The 17,754-nt window shown below is 69.5% G+C and carries 14 protein-coding genes; all 14 read right to left on the minus strand.

Annotation, left to right across the window (positions count from 1 at the left end):
* Positions 1-8: 8 nt before the first annotated feature.
* The gene (locus tag PV679_RS13105; RefSeq protein WP_319680337.1) at positions 9-1,595 is read right to left on the minus strand and encodes a PH domain-containing protein; all 1,587 of its coding nucleotides are present in this window, start codon (positions 1,593-1,595) and stop codon (positions 9-11) included.
* Complete coding sequence (locus tag PV679_RS13110; protein ID WP_319680338.1) at positions 1,592-2,089, minus strand: PH domain-containing protein; 498 nt, start codon at positions 2,087-2,089, stop codon at positions 1,592-1,594. The genes PV679_RS13105 and PV679_RS13110 overlap by 4 nt, the downstream gene beginning before the upstream one ends.
* A 4-nt stretch (positions 2,090-2,093) precedes the next feature.
* Positions 2,094-3,746 (minus strand): glucose-6-phosphate isomerase, encoded by a 1,653-nt coding sequence (pgi, locus tag PV679_RS13115; RefSeq protein ID WP_319680392.1) that lies wholly within the window; start codon positions 3,744-3,746, stop codon positions 2,094-2,096.
* 58 nt (positions 3,747-3,804) lie between these two features.
* Positions 3,805-5,016, minus strand: coding sequence for an MFS transporter (locus tag PV679_RS13120; RefSeq protein WP_319680339.1), 1,212 nt, complete (start codon positions 5,014-5,016; stop codon positions 3,805-3,807).
* 216 nt (positions 5,017-5,232) lie between these two features.
* Positions 5,233-5,568: an RNA polymerase-binding protein RbpA gene (locus tag PV679_RS13125; RefSeq protein WP_078854845.1), complete on the minus strand. Its 336-nt coding sequence runs from the start codon at positions 5,566-5,568 to the stop codon at positions 5,233-5,235.
* A gap of 171 nt (positions 5,569-5,739) precedes the next feature.
* Complete coding sequence (gene secG, locus PV679_RS13130; protein ID WP_319680340.1) at positions 5,740-5,976, minus strand: preprotein translocase subunit SecG; 237 nt, start codon at positions 5,974-5,976, stop codon at positions 5,740-5,742.
* 125 nt (positions 5,977-6,101) lie between these two features.
* Positions 6,102-6,896, minus strand: a complete 795-nt coding sequence (tpiA, locus tag PV679_RS13135; protein ID WP_319680341.1) for a triose-phosphate isomerase — start codon at positions 6,894-6,896, stop codon at positions 6,102-6,104.
* A 7-nt stretch (positions 6,897-6,903) separates the two neighbouring features.
* Positions 6,904-8,127 (minus strand): phosphoglycerate kinase, encoded by a 1,224-nt coding sequence (locus PV679_RS13140; RefSeq protein WP_319680342.1) that lies wholly within the window; start codon positions 8,125-8,127, stop codon positions 6,904-6,906.
* Between the two features lie 111 nt (positions 8,128-8,238).
* Positions 8,239-9,243, minus strand: a complete 1,005-nt coding sequence (gene gap, locus PV679_RS13145; protein WP_319680343.1) for a type I glyceraldehyde-3-phosphate dehydrogenase — start codon at positions 9,241-9,243, stop codon at positions 8,239-8,241.
* A 207-nt stretch (positions 9,244-9,450) separates the two neighbouring features.
* Positions 9,451-12,402, minus strand: a complete 2,952-nt coding sequence (locus tag PV679_RS13150) for a M14 family metallopeptidase (RefSeq protein WP_319680344.1) — start codon at positions 12,400-12,402, stop codon at positions 9,451-9,453.
* A 152-nt stretch (positions 12,403-12,554) separates the two neighbouring features.
* On the minus strand, positions 12,555-13,544 hold the full coding sequence (gene whiA, locus PV679_RS13155) for a DNA-binding protein WhiA (protein ID WP_046495602.1): 990 nt from the start codon (positions 13,542-13,544) through the stop codon (positions 12,555-12,557).
* The gene (locus PV679_RS13160) at positions 13,535-14,569 is read right to left on the minus strand and encodes a uridine diphosphate-N-acetylglucosamine-binding protein YvcK (RefSeq protein ID WP_319680345.1); all 1,035 of its coding nucleotides are present in this window, start codon (positions 14,567-14,569) and stop codon (positions 13,535-13,537) included. Before PV679_RS13160 ends, whiA begins: the two co-directional genes overlap by 10 nt.
* Positions 14,566-15,504, minus strand: a complete 939-nt coding sequence (gene rapZ / locus PV679_RS13165) for an RNase adapter RapZ (protein ID WP_319680346.1) — start codon at positions 15,502-15,504, stop codon at positions 14,566-14,568. Before rapZ ends, PV679_RS13160 begins: the two co-directional genes overlap by 4 nt.
* Positions 15,497-17,632 carry an excinuclease ABC subunit UvrC gene (uvrC, locus tag PV679_RS13170; RefSeq protein ID WP_319680347.1) on the minus strand — a complete coding sequence of 712 codons (2,136 nt, stop codon included), beginning with the start codon at positions 17,630-17,632 and terminating at the stop codon, positions 15,497-15,499. The genes rapZ and uvrC overlap by 8 nt, the downstream gene beginning before the upstream one ends.
* Positions 17,633-17,754 lie beyond the last annotated feature (122 nt).

Here is a 17,754-nt window from a genome sequence, read left to right on the forward strand (position 1 = left end):
CACGTCCTTCAGGGCGTCTCCGGGCCGTGCGCGTTCTCCGGGGCCGCGGTCGGCCACCGGTCCTTCGGCTCCAGGAAGGGCTTCAGCAGCCCGGGGACCGCTTCTTCCGCGAAGGCGAGGCCCTCGTCCTGTGCCGTGTCATGGACGTGGTACGCGCCCTCGCCCGCGGCCGTCGTCGCCGTCAGTGTCAGCAGGCCCGCCCGCCGCTGGAAGTACGACTGTCTGACCGTCCAGCCGATCACGCCCGCGCGCTGGAGAGCGACCGTCGTGCGCCGCAGTGATCCCGAGCGGGCCACCAGATAGGCGCCGCTGAGGCCATGGCCCAGGTTGCGGTAGGCGTCAAGGGCGAGCAGTACGGCCGCCGGCGGCAGGATCACGGCGCTCGCCAGCGCCGCGTACAGCAGAGCTCTGGCCGGCGGGCCGTCGGGCAGCAGCAGGCCGAGGACCGAAAGGATCACGACCGGCGGCAGCGCGGCGGCCAGGGCCCGGCGCAGCCGGCGGGCGCGGGCGGCGCGAGGGTGCGCGGTGAGGCGGGCCGTCCGCGTCGGCGAAGCGGATTCACGCAGCACCCGCGCGGCCACCGCGTCCGCCACCGCGCGCGGCGCGGCGGGCAGCAGATTCCTGTGGTCGGCGTGCTTGTCCTCGTCGTCATGGACGAGCCCGGTCGCGACCGCGTCCAGTCTGGCCGCGCCGACCAGCCGGACGCCGAGCGGCTCGACCAGCTCCACACCGCGCAGCCGCCGCTCCTCGACGGAGACCGAGCGGGAGGTGAACAGTCCGCGGCGGACCCGCAGGGTGCCGCCCGGCTCCCGTTCCAGCCGGTAGTTCCACCACATCTCGATCCACAGGCCCAGCGCGCCGACGACACCGGCGAGCCCGGCCGCCGCCACGAGTATCACGACCGCCCAGCCGAGAGGTGTGTCGCGCAGCCGGTCACCTATCCAGTCGATCACCCGCGTCTGTACCCCGAACCACTCGCTGACCTGCAACAGCCCGCCCACCGCCGCTCCTCCGAGCAGCGGAGCGAGAAAGGATATCGGTGCGTACCGGATCCAGCCCGGGTCCAGAACCGCCAGCGTGCCCTCGTGCACGCCTCCGGACATGTCGTTCGTGTGGTCGAGGAGCTCCGTCCGAAGCCGTTCGCCCTCGGCCCTGGTGACCGGGTCGAGTTCCAGCGTGGACTCGCCGCCGGAGTGCTCACCGGTGCCTATGCGGACCTTCACCAGCCCGAGCACGCGCAGCAGCGGGTCGGCCGTCAGATCGACGGTACGGATCCGCTCGCGGGCCAGCGAACGGCGCTTGACCAGGAACAGGCCCGTGTGGAGCTCGGCGCGCTCGGGTCCTGTGCGATAGCGGGTGCGCCGCCATCGGACGTAGTCGCCGCCCGTGCCGCAGACAATCAGCAGCGCCGCACCGGCCAGCACCAGGGCTGTCGCCTTCCACAGCGGCATGCCGCCCGCCAGGCCGATGGCGGTCGGCACGCTCGCGCTCAGGGCGACGCCCGCCATGACCGCCGCGGTCACGAGGAGGGTCCGCCGGTCGAGCCGCCGCCATCCTTCGTCCAGGGGCTCCCGCGGGCCCGTCTCCTCGCTCATGTGGCATCGCCCGGGGTGGCCCGGGTGATCCGCGTCAGCCGCTCGGCCAGCTCCGCGGCCAGCTCGTGGTCGAGCCCCTCGATGTGCACCGCGCCCTTGGCGGACGCGGTCGTCACTATCACCGTGGACAGCCTGAACAACTGCTCCAGCGGACCGCGCACGGTGTCCACGGTCTGGATCCGGGACATCGGCGCGATCCGCCACTCCTGGCGCAGGAGTCCGGTGCGGACATAGACCGCCTCGTCCGTCACCTCCCACCGGTGCAGCCTGAACCACCACACGGGCACGAACGCCGCACAGGCCAGACCGAGCACCGCGAGGGCCGCGGCGGATATGAGGAGCCACGGCCGCGCGGAGGCGATGAACACGCCCAGCACGGCCAGTACCGCCACGGGGACGACGGTCAGCAGCAGCCACTGCGCGCGCCACCAGCCGATGGCGCGTCTGTCCAGTGTGTTGTTCGGCGGTCGCAGCCGTCGTCCCCCGTCACCCATCGGTTCAGCGACCGCGCAGCGAGCGATAGGTGGAGACCAGTGCCGAGGTCGAGCTGTCCAGCCGCTCGCCCGCCTCGTCCCCGGTGAGCACCGGCTCGATCTTCTTGGCGAGGACCTTGCCGAGCTCGACGCCCCACTGGTCGAAGGAGTCGATGTTCCAGACGGCGCCCTGGACGAACACCTTGTGCTCGTACAGCGCGATGAGCTGGCCCAGGACGGACGGCGTGAGCTCCTCGGCGAGGATGGTGGTGGTCGGGTGGTTGCCGCGGAACGTCTTGTGCGGCACCAGTTGCTCGGCCACTCCCTCGGCCCGTACCTCCTCGGGCGTCTTGCCGAACGCGAGCGCCTGTGTCTGAGCGAAGAAGTTGGCCATGAGCAGGTCGTGCTGTGCGGCCAGACCGGGCCGCAGACCGGCGACGGGCCGGGCGAAGCCGATGAAGTCGGCCGGGATGACCTTGGTGCCCTGGTGGATCAACTGGTAGTAGGCGTGCTGCCCGTTGGTGCCCGGCGTGCCCCAGACCACCGGCCCGGTCTGCCAGTCGACCGGATCGCCGTCCCGGTCCACGGACTTGCCGTTGGACTCCATGTCGAGCTGCTGGAGATATGCCGTGAACTTCGACAGGTAGTGGCTGTACGGAAGGACGGCGTGCGTCTGGGCGTCGAAGAACGATCCGTACCAGACGCCCAGCAGGCCCAGCAGTATCGGGGCGTTGGCCTCCGGCGGCGCCGTGCGGAAGTGCTCGTCGACGAGGTGGAAGCCGTCGAGCATCTCGCGGAACCTGGCGGGGCCGATCGCGATCATCAGCGAGAGCCCGATGGCCGAGTCGAACGAGTAGCGCCCGCCGACCCAGTCCCAGAACTCGAACATGTTGGCCGTGTCGATGCCGAATCCGGAGACCTTCTCGGCGTTCGTGGAGAGAGCCACGAAGTGCTTGGCGACGGCCTCCTGGCCGGCCTGGAGGCCGCTCAGCAGCCAGTCACGGGCAGAGGTGGCGTTGGTGATGGTCTCGATCGTGGTGAAGGTCTTCGAGGCGATGATGAACAGCGTCTCGGCCGGGTCGAGGTCCCGCACGGCCTCGTGGAGGTCGGCGCCGTCGACATTCGAGACGAAACGGACCGTCAGATCCCGGTCGGTGAAGGACCGGAGCGCCTCGTACGCCATCGCGGGTCCGAGGTCGGAGCCGCCGATACCGATATTGACCACGTTCTTGATCGGCCGGCCGGTGTGACCGGTCCACTCTCCGGACCTGATCCTGTCGGAGAAGGCGCTCATCCTGTCGAGCACGGCGTGCACCGCCGGCACGACGTTCTGCCCGTCCACCTCGATGACTGCGTCACGCGGGGCGCGCAGCGCGGTGTGCAGTACCGCGCGGTCCTCGGTGGTGTTGATCTTCTCGCCACGGAACATCGCGTCCCGCAGCTCCGCCACCCCGGTGGCGGCGGCCAGCTCGCGCAGCAGCGCCAGCGTCTCGTCCGTCACCAGGTGCTTGGAGTAGTCCAGGTAGAGGTCGCCCACCCGGAGGGTGTAGCCGGTGCCGCGTCCCGCGTCGGAGGCGAACAGCTCCCGGAGATGTGTCGCTCCCAACTGCTCACGGTGTTTACCCAGCGCGCTCCACTCGGGCATCCGGTTGAGCCTGGTACGGCTTCCTGCGTTCATTTCGGACATCAGCCCACTTCTTCTCGTGCCTGCGTGCATGCCCTGCTGCGTCTCCAACCTAATTGATCAGAAACGACAACGACGCGACGGCAAGCACGAACAGCACGGCGGCCAGCAGCGCGGGTGTGTTCAGGCCCCATCCGGCCGCCGCCGCGCCGCCCAGCAGCGCACCGAGCGGCGCGCCGCCCACCGCGAGCGTACGGAAGGCCGAGCTGATCCGGCCCAGCATCTCCGCGGGACCGCGCTCCTGCGTCAAGGTGGCCTGATTCACGTTCCACACCATGCCGAAGACGCCGAAAACGCCGAGGCAGACGATCGCCGCCGCGGTCTCACGGACCGTACCCAGCACCACGAGACAGCCGGTCTGGACGACTCCGGCCAGGAACATGCCACGCACCCGGCCCGTCCACTCGGACAGCCGCTTGGCCAGCAGGCCGCCCACCACGCTTCCCACTCCGTAGGCCGCGATGGTCAGCGAGTAGCCGCTGTTTCCCGCACCGAGCCAGCCTGTGACATGCAGCACCAGGGTCGCGATCAGTGCGCCCATCCCGATGTTGCAGAGTGTGGTCGCCGTGCACAGCCCGCGCAGCGTGCGGTCCCGCCACAGGGCACGCACACCGTCGGCGATCTCGCCTCTCAGCGTGGTGCCCGCCTTCCGTGGCGCCCGCGCCGGAGGCTCGGCCCGCAACGAGGCGATCAGCAGCGCGGCCAGCCCATAGGTCACGGCATCGGCCGCGTACGGCACCGCCGCGCCCGCGAGCAGCAGCGCGGGCACCAGCGGAGCCGCCAGAAAGCCGCCGGCGATCTGCTGCCCGGTCATCAGCCGGGCGTTGGCGCTGCCCAGCGCCTGGCGTGGCACCAGTGACGGCAGCAGGGCCGTCGCGGCGTTGTCGAACAGGGTCTGGAGCGTGGTGAGCGCGAAGGCGAGCGCGAGCAGCAGCGCGATCGAGGCGTGGCCCAGACCCACGGCCACCGCGAAGGCCGCCATCAGCGCGGCCCGCGCCAGATCGACGGCCCACATCGCCCGCCGCTGGTCGACCCGGTCGGCGACCGCGCCGCCGAGCAGCCCGAACAGCAGCCACGGCAGATAGCCGCAGCCCGTCACCGACGCGATCAGCAGTGGATCGTCCGTGAGCGAGGCGGCGAGCAGTGGCACGGCCGCCGTGCGCAGCGCGTCACCGAATCGGGAGACCACCGCGGCCGACCAGAGCCGGCCGAACCCTCCGCGCCAGGTCGGCGCTCCTACCGGTACCGAGTCGACAGCCGTCACAACTCCCCCTTTCGGTCCATTGCTTCATGACCGTAGGGGCTGCCACTGACAACGCGGCCGGACACCGGCGCGGATCGCACCGGGAGGGCGCGGGAACAAAAGCGTTCCGGCCGGACACCTGTGGATGTCCGGCCGGATCAGAAAACACGCGGTACCGCGGCGCGGCGCTGACGGGACCGCTGGAACACGTCTCGGGCAGGGCCCAAGGGACAGCCCTCAGAGTTCGCCGCGGAGTTTGGCGAGCGCCTCGGCGAGGATCGCTTCGCCGTCGGCGTCGCTGCGCCGCTCTCGCACATAGGCGAGATGCGTCTTGTACGGCTCGGTGCGCGGCGGGTCCGGCGGATTGTCCCGGTCCTGACCGGCCGGGAATCCGCAGCGCGGGCAGTCCCACGTCTCCGGAACCTGTGCGTCACTGGCGAAGCTCGGCACCGTCTCGTGCCCGTTGGAGCACCAGAAGGAGATGCGCAGGCGGGGCGCGGACTCGCCACGCTCGGCCTCACCCATCGGCCCCGCTCCGACCCGGCTTCCCCGGATCGCGTTGCCACTTGCCACGGTCGTAACTCCCTGCGTGATGGTGCCGCAAAGCATCGATAGGCAGCTCCGCTGCCGGGCGCCCCAGTCTACGTAAGGCCCAACGCGCTTCCAGTGAAGGGAGTTACCCCTCGCCGCGGGGCGTTGAACCTCATGATAGGCCGCGCCCGCGCCGCCGTACCGTACCTGAGGTCAGCTGTCCAGCTTGAGGACCAGACCAAGTACGACAATGCTCGCGAACCACAGCAGACCGACAACCACGGTGATGCGGTCGAGGTTACGCTCGGCGACAGAGGAACCACCGACGGACGACTGCATTCCGCCACCGAACATGTCGGAGAGGCCGCCGCCCTTGCCCTTGTGCATCAGCACCAGAAGCATCAGCAGCAGGCTGAAGATGATGAGGGCGATCGAGAACCCCAGAACCACGGCTGAACCAACTTCCTCGGACGGACGGGACTGACAGGACTGACGGACAACGGGGGCCGGCCGACATCTGACATCATGCCGACTCGGCCCCCGCAAGGGTACGACGGATCCGTGCTACCGCATACTTACTGGTCGCGGAACCTGACGATCTTGACAAACTCCTCGGCGTCCAGCGCGGCGCCGCCCACCAGGGCGCCGTCCACATCGGGCTGGGCCATGATCGCGGCTACATTCCCGGACTTCACCGAGCCGCCGTACTGGATCCGGACCTTGTCGGCCAGCTCCTGCGAGTACAGCTCCGCCAGCCGCCCGCGGATCGCTCCGCAGACCTCCTGGGCGTCCTCCGGGGTGGCGACCTCGCCGGTACCGATGGCCCACACCGGCTCGTACGCGATCACGATGGACTCGGCCTGGTCGGCCGGGATGTCCTTGAGCCCGCCGTCGAGCTGGCCCAGGGTGTACGCGACCTGCTCACCGGCCTTGCGTACGTCCAGGCCCTCGCCGACACAGAGGATCGGCGTCAGGCCGTGCCGGTACGCGACCTTGACCTTGGCGTTGCAGATCTCGTCCGTCTCGGCGTGGTACTGGCGCCGCTCGGAGTGTCCGACGGCGACATAGGCGCACTTGAGCTTGGCCAGCATGGAGCCGGAGATCTCGCCGGTGTAGGCACCGGAGTCGTGCCGCGAGACGTCCTGGGCACCGTACTTGATCTTGAGCTTGTCGCCGTCGACCAGCGTCTGCACGGACCGCAGATCGGTGAAGGGCGGCAGGACGGCGACCTCGACGGCGTCGTAGTCCTTGTCGGCCAGCGCGAAGGCGAGCTTCTGGACGTGCGCGATGGCCTCAAGGTGGTTGAGGTTCATCTTCCAGTTGCCCGCCATCAGCGGCTTGCGTTCGACCTTTTCGGATGAAGCAGTCATAAAAGGGTCAGTCCTCCAGTGCGGCGAGGCCGGGAAGCGTCTTGCCTTCGAGGTATTCGAGGCTCGCGCCGCCACCGGTCGAGATATGGCCGAAAGCCTTCTCGTCGAAGCCCAGGATCCGGACGGCCGCGGCGGAGTCGCCACCGCCGACGACCGAGAAGGCCGGGGAGTCGACGAGCGCCTGGGCGACGGCACGGGTGCCCTCGGCGTAGTCGGGGTGCTCGAAGACGCCCATGGGACCGTTCCAGAAGACGGTGGCGGCGTCGGCGAGCTTCGAGGCGTAGAGCGCGCAGGTCTCGGGACCGATGTCCAGGCCCTGCTGTCCGGCCGGCATGGCGTCCGCGGCGACCGTGGTGGGGTGCGCCGGGGCCTTGGTCTTCAGGTCCGGGAACTCCGGCGCGACCAGGACGTCGACAGGGAGCACGAACTCCACACCGCGCTCCTTGGCCCGCTCCAGATACTCCTGGACGACCGTGATCTGGTCCTCCTGGAGAAGCGAGGAGCCGATCTCGTGCCCCTGCGCCTTGAGGAAGGTGAAGAGCATGCCGCCGCCGATCAGGATGCGGTCGGCCTTGTCCAGCAGGTGGTCGATGACCCCGAGCTTGTCGGAGACCTTGGCGCCGCCGAGGACGACCGCGTACGGCCGCTTGACATCGTCGGTGAGCTTCTTGAGGACGCCGACCTCGGTGGCGATCAGATAGCCGGCCGCGTGCGGCAGGCGAGCCGGGAGGTCGAAGACCGAGGCGTGCTTGCGGTGCACCGCGCCGAAACCGTCGCCCACATACAGGTCGGCGAGTCCGGCGAGCTGGTCGGCGAAGGCACCGCGCTCGGCGTCGTCCTTCGAGGTCTCACCGGCGTTGAAGCGGAGGTTCTCGATGACGGCGACCTGGCCGTCGGCGAGGCCCGCGACAACGGACGTGGCCGACTCGCCGACCGTGTCGGTCGCGAACGCCACGTCGGCGCCGAGGAGTTCGCCGAGGCGCGCGGCCGCCGGTGCGAGCGAGAAGGCGGGATCCGGAGCGCCCTTGGGACGGCCCAGGTGGGACGCGACGATCACGCGGGCGCCGGCCTCGGCGAGGGTGGCGATGGTCGGCTGAACGGCGCGGATACGGCCGTCGTCGGTGATCTTTGCACTGCCGGTGCCGTGTTCGAGCGGCACATTGAGGTCGGCGCGGACGAATACGCGCTTGCCGGCGACCCCTTCGGCGAGAAGTTCGTCGATCGTCTTCATATCTACTGCTGGACTCCTTGGAAGGTCTGGACAGGCCAACAGGGCTCGAACGGCGCGCTTCGCGCCGACCGAGCCCTGTCACTCACATCGAGGTGCCTTACCTGCCCTGGATCAGAGCTGGCCGCCGACGAAGACGGTCAGATCGACCAGACGGTTGGAGTAGCCCCACTCGTTGTCGTACCAGCCGATGACCTTGACGCTCTTGCCCTGGACCATGGTCAGGGAGGAGTCGAAGGTGCAGGAGGCCGGCCAGTTGACGATGTCCGAGGAGACGATCTGGTCCTCGGTGTAGTCCAGGATGCCCTTGAGCTGGCCCTCGGCCGCCTTCTGGAACGCGTTGTTGACCTCGTCCTTGGTCACCTCGCGCTCCAGCTCGACAACCAGGTCGGTGACGGAACCCGTCGGGACCGGGACACGCATCGCGATGCCGTCGAGCTTGCCCGCCAGCTCCGGGATCACCAGCGCGGTGGCCTTGGCGGCACCGGTGGTGGTCGGAATGATGTTCTCGGCGGCGGCACGCGCGCGGCGGAGATCCTTGTGCGGGAAGTCAAGGATGCGCTGGTCGTTCGTGTAGGCGTGGACCGTGGTCATCATGCCCTTGACGATGCCGAAGTTCTCCAGGAGGACCTTGGCCATCGGCGCCACACAGTTGGTGGTGCAGGAGGCGTTGGAGATGACGTGGTGGTTGGCCGCGTCGTACTTCTCCTGGTTGACGCCCATCACGATGGTGATGTCCTCGTCCTTGGCCGGAGCCGAGATGAGGACCTTCTTCGCGCCGCCCGCGATGTGCTTCTCGGCGTCGGCCTTCTTGGTGAAGATGCCGGTCGACTCGATGACGATGTCGACGCCCAGCTCGCCCCACGGAATGTCGGAGGGGTTGCGCTCGGAGAGCACCTTGATGACGTGGCCGTCGACCGTGATCGTGTCGGCGGTGTGGCTCACCTCGGCTTTGAGGCGGCCCAGGATGGTGTCGTACTTCAGCAAGTGGGCCGTGGTCGCAGTGTCACCCAGGTCGTTGACAGCCACGATCTCGATGTCTGCACCCTGCTCCAGCAGCGCGCGGAAGTAGTTACGACCGATGCGGCCAAAGCCGTTGATGCCTACGCGGATCGTCACGAACCGATCTCCTCGTTGGTACGCCGGGTTTCGACGCCGGCGAGTTGTATGGGATGTCCCCGACCGCTTATGACCCTACCTCTCCGCAGGGCGCGAGGTGACATCGAGCGGCCCTGCGAGCCGACGGCGGCCCGTACCCATCGGTAGGGGTACGGGCCACCGCTCGCCGAGGTCATCGGCGTACGTACAGACATACGGATGTGCGGATCAGTGACGCAGCGCCCGCAGGGCCTTGCCCAGCACCGCCGCGCGCCGCTCCGCGTCCTGCACATGCTCCAGACCGAAGCCGAGCAGCACGGTGTCGCGCGTCGTGACCGACGCGTAGGCCTTGAAGGCTTCCTGAGAGCGCGCCCAGTCTCCTGTCACGGCCGGGCTGCCTTCCGGTGCTCCCGGAGTGGTCCACACGCCCAGCGAGGTCTCGAAGCCCTCGGACTCCTTCTCCACGCCGCCCACGGCCAGCCGCGCGTTGTCCGCGAACACGCCACGGCCGCCGCTGCCGGGGTCGGTGATGTAGCTGAGCGACAGCTCCACCTTCTTGCCTGCGTAGGCACTGAGGTCGAAGGCGACCTGCTTCCAGCCGTTCGAGCTGCCGGTGAGGCTGTTCCAGGCACCGCTGGTGCCGGTCGCGGCGCAGCCGTCGGGCCCGAGCGTCAGATAGTGGCCGAGGAACGGATGGCCGGCGAGGAAGAATCCGGCCTCGCACTCGTCCGGGACGGCGGAGCTGCTCGCGCCGCCGGCCTCGGGAAGTGTGGTCCAGTCCTCGGCGCCGGAGGTGTGGGCCTCCAGGACGGCGTGGTCGTAGCCCGGCTCGGTGTTCCAGTTGAGCGCGAAGCGGAGTTCGGGCTTCTCGGCCGCGGTGACGCCCGTGAGGTCGACGGTGCGGCTGAGGCGCCGCCAGTCGTCGTCCTCGTGGCTGGCCGCCGCCATCCACTGGCCCTCGTACGGCGCGTACGGGTTGACGATCCCGGTGTACGAACCTCCCTGGGCGCTCTTGAACTGCGGATAGGTCTCGGCGTCCAGGGTGTCCGAGGTCACGGTGTAGGCGCCCGCCGCGTTCAGCGGATTGCCGGGCGCCGCGCCGAGCGGTCCGCCGGCTCCCGAGAGCGCGCCGGCGCCGGTGAAGCCGGTGGCCCCGCTGGTGGACGTACGTCCGTACGCGCCGAGGTAGTACTGGCTGAAGTCATTGGTCGCGGCCCGCCCGACCTGGGCGTTGCCACCGGCCAGCTCGCCGGCCTCGATCAGCTTGCCGCCCTCGTTGAGGAAGTCGCGTACGGCGAGCTGGGTGTCGCCGCCCGGTGCCACGGCGCCGGTGTAGTGGACAGCGGTGGAGAAGTGACCGAGGACGCCCAGCGGATGCGGCGCGCCCTGGGCGGCGACGTCCCAGACGACGGCGGTGCGGCCATTGGCCCGCAGCGCGTCGGTGTAGGCCCTGGTCTGCTGAGCCGGTGCGCCCTCCTCGGCGATCACGAGCGTGTCGGCGCGGGGACGTTCGGCGACGGTGTAGGTGAAGTGATCACTCGCGGTGGACTTTCCGCTCCTGGTCCGTCCGGTGAACCAGACCTCGACCTTGTCGCCGGGATCCGCGTCCTCGACCTCGGCGCGGTACTCGTCGAAGTGGAGGTTGTCCTCACCGCCGTAGGTCTCGCCGCCCTTCCACGCCTTGAGGTCCTCGTCGCGCGTACGGCCGCCGTTGATCCGGTAGTTGAGCTCCTTGTCCCGGACCGACTTGCGGACGGTGACGGCGACCTGCTGGTCGGCGCCGCGCGCGTACGAGGTGGTGAACGGGTCGAGCGTGAAGTCGGGCGCCGTCAGACCGACCGAGGAGGTGGGCTGGTCCGGGTGGCCGGCGGTCTCGGCGACGGAGAGCGCGAAGGGAAGGTTCTTGGCGAACTCGCCCTGGATCAGCTTCTCGTCATCCGGGAAGTTGAAGCCGGACTGGCAGTCGCGCGCCTCCCAGGCGTCCGCCGGGTCGATGGCGGAGGCGGTCTGACAGGTGGTCATCTCCGGGGTGAACATCATCGTTCCGTTGACGTTCGCCGCGTGGCCGTCGGCCTCACCGTTGGTGGTGTACAGCTCGGAGGAGACCTGCGGGTAGTAGCCGGGGATCGCGGAGTTCTCGGGAGTGCCGGCGAGCGCCTCGTAGAGCACGTCGTCCGGTGTCGGAGTGGCGACCTGCCAGCCCACGCCGTAGAGCAGCAGTTCGGCGGCGGAGTGGTAGTTGACGCCGTAGTCGAAGCCGATGCGCTTTTCGAAGCGGTCGATCGCCTGGGTCTCCGGCTCGGAGTTCGGGCCGGCGCCCCGGTAGGTCTCACCGGTCGACCGCGGCGACGAGCCCTCGTCGTCGTAACCCCACTTGTAGCCGAAGTTCCGGTTGAGGTCGACGCCGTCGGCCGAGGTCAGTGTCCCGTCGCCGTCGACGTCACGGAGGTTCTTGCGCCACAGCCTGGCACTGTCGTCGCTGTGCGTGTAGTCGTAGCCGTCCGGGTTGGCGGAGAGGACGAACCACAGTTCGGTGGAGTCGACGATCTTCGTGATCCGCCGGTCCTTGCCGTAGTTGTCCACGAAGTGGTGCATCAGCCGGCGGGTCATCTCGGGAGTGATCCACTCCCTGGCGTGCTGGTTGGACATGTACAGCACGGACGGCTTGGCTCCGTCCTTGGTCGTCCGCGCGCCCTTGCTGAGCTTCAGCGCGAGGATGTCCTGGCCCTGGACGGTCTTGCCGATGGAGACGACCTTGGCGATGCGCGGGTTGGCCTGCCCGGTCTTGACGATCTCCTCCTGGAGATTGCCCTTGCCGCTGTACGGGCGGTAGACCCCGTCGCTCTCGGCCCGCAGCCGGGCCTCGGCCTTCGCCGCGGCCTTCCGCTCGGTGACCTCGACACCTTGCTTCTCCAGAGCGCGCGCCTGGGCGCCGGTGAGAAACAGCTCGACGTCCGCCGTCCCCTTCTCCGGAGCCAGTTCGGCGAATTCCCGCGCGTCCTGGCCCGCCGCGAGAAGCAGCGGTATCTGCTCCTTGGTGACCTGGGCGTCGAAGACCCTCACCGCGTCCGCACCCGGTTCGCCGGCCGCTCCGGACTGTGCCTGAGCTGTCGGCACCGCCGCCAGGCCGCCCAGCAGCAGTGTGCCCGCCGCGAGGATCGATCTCGCTCTGCGTCTCATGTGCCCCCCTTGCCGTTGTCTGCCACATCCGTGGACAGACGCCAGGCTGGCCACGCTCCATGATCATGTCAAGGGCGCGCCAAGCGGCGGCAAAATGCCTGCTGCCAGCACCTATTCGGCGCCGGCAGCAGGCAGTTGGGACGAAGGCGGTCTCAGCCGACAAGTCCGTCGGCGAGTTCCTCGCTGAGATTGGACTCCGTGCCCGGAATGCCGAGATCCTGCGCGCGCTTGTCGGCCATGGCCAGCAGCCGGCGGATCCGGCCCGCTACCGCGTCCTTGGTGAGCGGCGGGTCGGCGAGTGCGCCCAGTTCCTCCAGAGACGCCTGCTTGTGCTCCATACGCAGCCGGCCCGCGGCGGCGAGGTGCTCGGGCACCTCTTCGCCGAGGATCTCCAGCGCGCGCTGGACCCGGGCGCCGGCGGCGACCGCCGCGCGGGCGGAGCGGCGCAGATTCGCGTCGTCGAAGTTGGCCAGGCGGTTGGCCGTGGCCCGGACCTCGCGGCGCATCCGGCGCTCTTCCCAGGCCAGCACCGATTCATGCGCGCCGAGCCGGGTCAGCAGCGCGCCGATCGCGTCACCGTCCCGTACGACGACCCGGTCCACGCCGCGCACCTCGCGGGCCTTGGCGGCGATCTGCAGCCGACGGGCCGCGCCGACCAGCGCGAGAGCGGCCTCGGGACCGGGGCAGGTCACCTCCAGCGAGGAGGAGCGACCGGGCTCGGTGAGCGAACCGTGCGCCAGGAAGGCGCCGCGCCAGGCCGCCTCGGCGTCACAGGTGGCGCCGGAGACGACCTGCGGTGGCAGTCCGCGGATCGGACGGCCGCGGCCGTCGACCAGCCCGGTCTGCCGCGCGAGCTGATCGCCGCCGGTAATCACCCGTACGACGTACCGGCTGCCGCGGCGCAGTCCGCCGGGAGCCATCACCACCAGCTCGGAGTTGTGCCCGAAGATCTCCAGGATGTCCTTGCGGAGCCGGCGCGCGGCGATGCTGGTGTCCAGCTCCGCCTCGATCACAATGCGGCCGCTCACCAGGTGCAGCCCGCCCGCGAACCGAAGGATCGCCGAGACCTCCGCCTTCCTGCAGCACGTCCGGGTGACGGGGAGGCGGGCGATCTCGTCTTTCACCGCTGGCGTCATCGCCATGGGCCGATCCTTCCATGCATCCGAAAAATACGGTCGTACGCGGCTGCCAGCAGCTCCGGATCATGGACCGGGGAGCTGTCTGGCGCGGCCACCGGCGCCAGCTCGACCGCGGCGCCGAACCGTTTCGCGGCATCGGCGAGTGACTCGCAGTCGGGCACGGCGGCCTCGTCGGCCAGCACCACGTCCAGGGCGAGTTTAGGGGCGTGTCGCCCCAAAACCTCCAAATGACGCTGCGGTGAGAAGCCATCGGTTTCACCGGGTTGCGGCGCGAGGTTCAGTGAGAGAACCCGGCGGGCCTTGGTCTCGACGAGCGCGTCGAGCAGCTCGGGCACCAGCAGATGCGGGATCACCGAGGAGAACCAGGAGCCCGGACCGAGCACCACCCAGTCGGCGTCCATGACCGCGGCGACGGCCTCCGGGACGGCCGGCGGGTCGTGCGGCACCACATGGACGGACTGCACCTCGCCCCGGGTCAGCGCGACCGTGGCCTGGCCGCGGACCGTGTCCACCTCGTCGGGCCGCGCCGGATCGTGCCCGCGTACGAGCGCCTGCAGCTCCAGTGGTACGGCGGACATGGGCAGCACCCGGCCGTGCGCGCCGAGGAGCTTGCCGACCAGGTCCAGGGCCTGGACATGGTCGCCGAGCTGCTCCCACAGGGCGACGATCAGCAGATTGCCGACCGCGTGCTCGTGGAGCTCGCCCTGGGACTGGAAGCGGTGCTGGATCACCCGGGCCCAGGTCTGGCCCCAGTCGTCGTCGCCGCAGAGCGCGGCCAGGGCTTTGCGCAGGTCGCCCGGCGGCAGGACACCCAGCTCCTCGCGGAGCCGGCCGCTGGAGCCGCCGTCGTCGGCGACGGTGACAACGGCCGTCAGATCGCCGGTGATCCTGCGGAGCGCGGCGAGGGACGCGGACAGACCCATGCCGCCGCCGAGCGCGACCACCTTGGGCTGGGCACCGCGCCCGCGCGCCGACAGCGCCGGCGCGCCCCGGCGCAGCCGACGCATACGGAAGGTGCGTCCGGTCACTCGCGCCCCATGTCCCGGTGGACGACCACGGTCTCGATGCCTTCGGAGGCGAGGCGCGCGGCGAGCTTCTCGGACATGGCGACGGAGCGGTGCTTGCCACCCGTACAGCCCACCGCGACGGTCACATAGCGCTTGCCCTCGCGGCGGTATCCGGTGGCGATGAGCTGGAGCAGCTCGGTGTAGCGGTCGAGGAACTCCTTGGCGCCCGGCTGGTTGAAGACATACGCGGACACCTCCTCGTTGAGCCCGGTGAAGGGACGCAGCTCGGGCACCCAGTGCGGATTGGGCAGGAAGCGGCAGTCCACCACCAGGTCCGCGTCGACCGGCAGCCCGTACTTGTAGCCGAAGGACATGACGGTCGCCCGTAGCTCCGGCTTCTCGTCGCCGGCGAACTGGGCGTCCATCTTGGCGCGCAGCTCATGGACGTTGAGGCTGGAGGTGTCGATCACCAGATCGGCGTCGCCGCGCAGCTCGCGCAGCAGATCGCGCTCGGCCTCGATGCCGTCGACGATCCGGCCGTCTCCCTGCAGCGGGTGCGGACGGCGGACGGACTCGAAGCGGCGGACCAGCGCCTCGTCGGAGGACTCCAGGAAGACGATCCGGCGAGTCACCTGCTTGGCGTCGAGATCGGCGAGCGACTCGCGGAGGTTGTCGAAGAACCGCCGGCCCCGGACGTCGACGACCACGGCGATCCGCGCCACATTGCCCTGCGAGCGCGCGCCCAGCTCCACCATGGTGGGGATCAGCGCGGGCGGCAGGTTGTCCACCACGAACCAGCCGAGGTCCTCCAGACACTTGGCCGCGGTGCTGCGGCCCGCGCCCGACATACCGGAAATGATCACCAGCTCGGGAATGGCCGCGTCGACGGCCTCAACAGCCTCCTTGGAGGTGCCCGTACTCACGTGCCCTGCTCCGTCCCGGTCGTGCTCAGTCATGCGTGCTGCCCCCGTTGTCTTCCATGATCTCTCCTGTTGCCGTGTTCACGGCGGGTGCCGCCGGGGCCGCCTTGGCCAGGGCCACGACCACGGACTCGGCCGTCTTGCGGCCCAGCCCCGGCACCTCGCAGATCTGCTCGATTGTCGCCTGCCGCAGCCTCTTCACCGAGCCGAAATGCTTGATGAGCGCCTGCTTGCGGGACTCGCCGAGGCCAGGGACGTCATCGAGCGGGCTGGTCCTGATGCGTTTGGCCCGTTTGACCCGCTGATAGGTGATGGCGAAGCGGTGCGCCTCGTCCCGTACACGCTGGAGGAGGTACAGGCCCTCGCTGGAGCGGGGCAGTACCACCGGATCGTCGTCCTCGGGCAGCCAGACCTCTTCCAGCCGCTTGGCGAGACCGCAGACGGCGACATCGTCGATGCCCAGCTCGTCGAGAGCCCGCTTGGCGGCCGCGACCTGCGGCTGTCCGCCGTCCACGACCACGAGCTGCGGCGGGTAGGCGAAGCGCTTGGGACTGCCGTCGTCCTCGGCGGCAGAGCCCGTCCGGGCCGTCGACACGGCAGGCCCGGCGACCGCCGTGGTGCCGAGCGCCGGCACGGTCAGCGGCCCGACGGGAGGTATCGCGAGCGCCACCGTGAGCGGTCCGGCCAAGGGCCCCTCCGGAGACTCGCTCGGAGGCCCGACGACGGGCTCCGGCTCCGGCTGCTCCGGCCACTCGCCGGTCTTCTCCTTCTCCTGGAGATAGCGCTTGAAGCGACGAGTGATCACTTCATGCATCGACCGGACGTCGTCCTGGCCCTCGAAACCCTTGATCTGGAAGCGGCGGTACTCACTCTTGCGGGCGAGCCCGTCCTCGAAGACCACCATGGAGGCCACGACGTCGTCGCCCTGGAGATGCGAGATGTCGAAGCACTCGATCCGCAGCGGCGCGCTGTCCAGGCCGAGGGCTTCGGTGATCTCCTCCAGGGCCCGGGAGCGGGTGGTGAGATCGCTGGCGCGCTTGGTCTTGTGCAGGACGAGAGCCTGCTGGGCATTGCGCCCGACCGTCGCCATCAGGTCCTTCTTGTCGCCGCGCTGCGGAATCCGCAGCGACACCAGCGACCCGCGGCGCCCGGTCAGCCACTGGGTGACGGCGTCCGTGTCCTCGGGCAGGGCCGGGACAAGGACCTCCTTGGGAACGGCGTCGCCGCTCTCCTCGCCGTAGAGCTGCTGGAGCGCGTGCTCCACGAGGCCCGCCGTGTCGACGGCCTCGACCTTGTCCGTCACCCAGCCGCGCTGGCCGCGGACCCGGCCGCCGCGGACATGGAAGATCTGTACGGCGGCTTCCAGTTCGTCCTCGGCCACGGCGATGAGATCCGCGTCGGTGGCGTCGGCGAGCACGACCGCGTTCTTCTCCATCGCGCGGCGCAGCGCGCCTATGTCGTCACGCAGCCGGGCCGCCTTCTCGTACTCCATGTCCTCGGCGGCCTCGGTCATCCGCTGCTCAAGGCGGCGGATGTATGTACCGGTGCGTCCCGCCATGAAGTCGCAGAATTCCTCGGCCAGTTCACGGTGCTCCTCGGCCGTGACCCGGCCGACGCACGGCGCGGAGCACTTGCCGATATAGCCGAGCAGACACGGCCGGCCGGTCCGCGCCGCGTTCTTGAACACCCCGGCGGAGCAGGTCCGTACGGGAAAGACACGGAGCATCAGATCGACCGTCTCGCGGATGGCCCAGGCGTGTCCGTACGGTCCGAAATAGCGCACGCCCTTCTTCTTGGCGCCGCGCATGACCTGGACCCGCGGAAACTCCTCGTTCAGCGTGACCGCGAGAGAGGGATAGCTCTTGTCGTCGCGGTACTTGACGTTGAAACGAGGGTCGTACTCCTTGATCCAGGAGTATTCGAGCTGCAGCGCCTCGACCTCGGTGGAGACGACGGTCCACTCGACGGAGGCGGCCGTGGTGACCATGGAGCGGGTGCGCGGATGCAGGCTCGTCAGGTCCTGGAAGTAGTTGGCGAGCCGCTGACGCAGGCTTTTCGCCTTCCCGACGTAGATCACCCGGCGGTGTTCGTCGCGGAATTTGTAGACCCCCGGCGAGTCGGGGATCTGTCCCGGCTTGGGGCGGTAGCTGGAGGGGTCGGCCATGCCGTCCACCCTACTTGCGGGCACGGACAGTGTGGACGCGCCGGGCGTTCGTCCGGGGCTCGCGCCGGTCGGCGGACCTCGGCGGAGGCGCCTCTTCCTGGCGGGATCTCCGCGATGTTCCC

This window comes from Streptomyces sp. AK02-01A (assembly GCF_033795305.1).
Classification (GTDB): Bacteria; Actinomycetota; Actinomycetes; order Streptomycetales; family Streptomycetaceae; genus Streptomyces.

Excerpts from the sequence above, each read along its gene's own strand:
- PV679_RS13105 (WP_319680337.1), bottom strand. The coding sequence starts at position 1,595 with ATGAGCGAGGAGACGGGCCCGCGGGAGCCCCTGGACGAAGGATGGCGG.
- PV679_RS13110 (WP_319680338.1), bottom strand. The coding sequence starts at position 2,089 with ATGGGTGACGGGGGACGACGGCTGCGACCGCCGAACAACACACTGGAC.
- pgi (WP_319680392.1), bottom strand. The coding sequence starts at position 3,746 with ATGAACGCAGGAAGCCGTACCAGGCTCAACCGGATGCCCGAGTGGAGC.
- tpiA (WP_319680341.1), bottom strand. The coding sequence starts at position 6,896 with ATGACTGCTTCATCCGAAAAGGTCGAACGCAAGCCGCTGATGGCGGGC.
- PV679_RS13140 (WP_319680342.1), bottom strand. The coding sequence starts at position 8,127 with ATGAAGACGATCGACGAACTTCTCGCCGAAGGGGTCGCCGGCAAGCGC.
- PV679_RS13150 (WP_319680344.1), bottom strand. The coding sequence starts at position 12,402 with ATGAGACGCAGAGCGAGATCGATCCTCGCGGCGGGCACACTGCTGCTG.
- whiA (WP_046495602.1), bottom strand. The coding sequence starts at position 13,544 with ATGGCGATGACGCCAGCGGTGAAAGACGAGATCGCCCGCCTCCCCGTC.
- rapZ (WP_319680346.1), bottom strand. The coding sequence starts at position 15,504 with ATGACTGAGCACGACCGGGACGGAGCAGGGCACGTGAGTACGGGCACC.
- uvrC (WP_319680347.1), bottom strand. The coding sequence starts at position 17,632 with ATGGCCGACCCCTCCAGCTACCGCCCCAAGCCGGGACAGATCCCCGAC.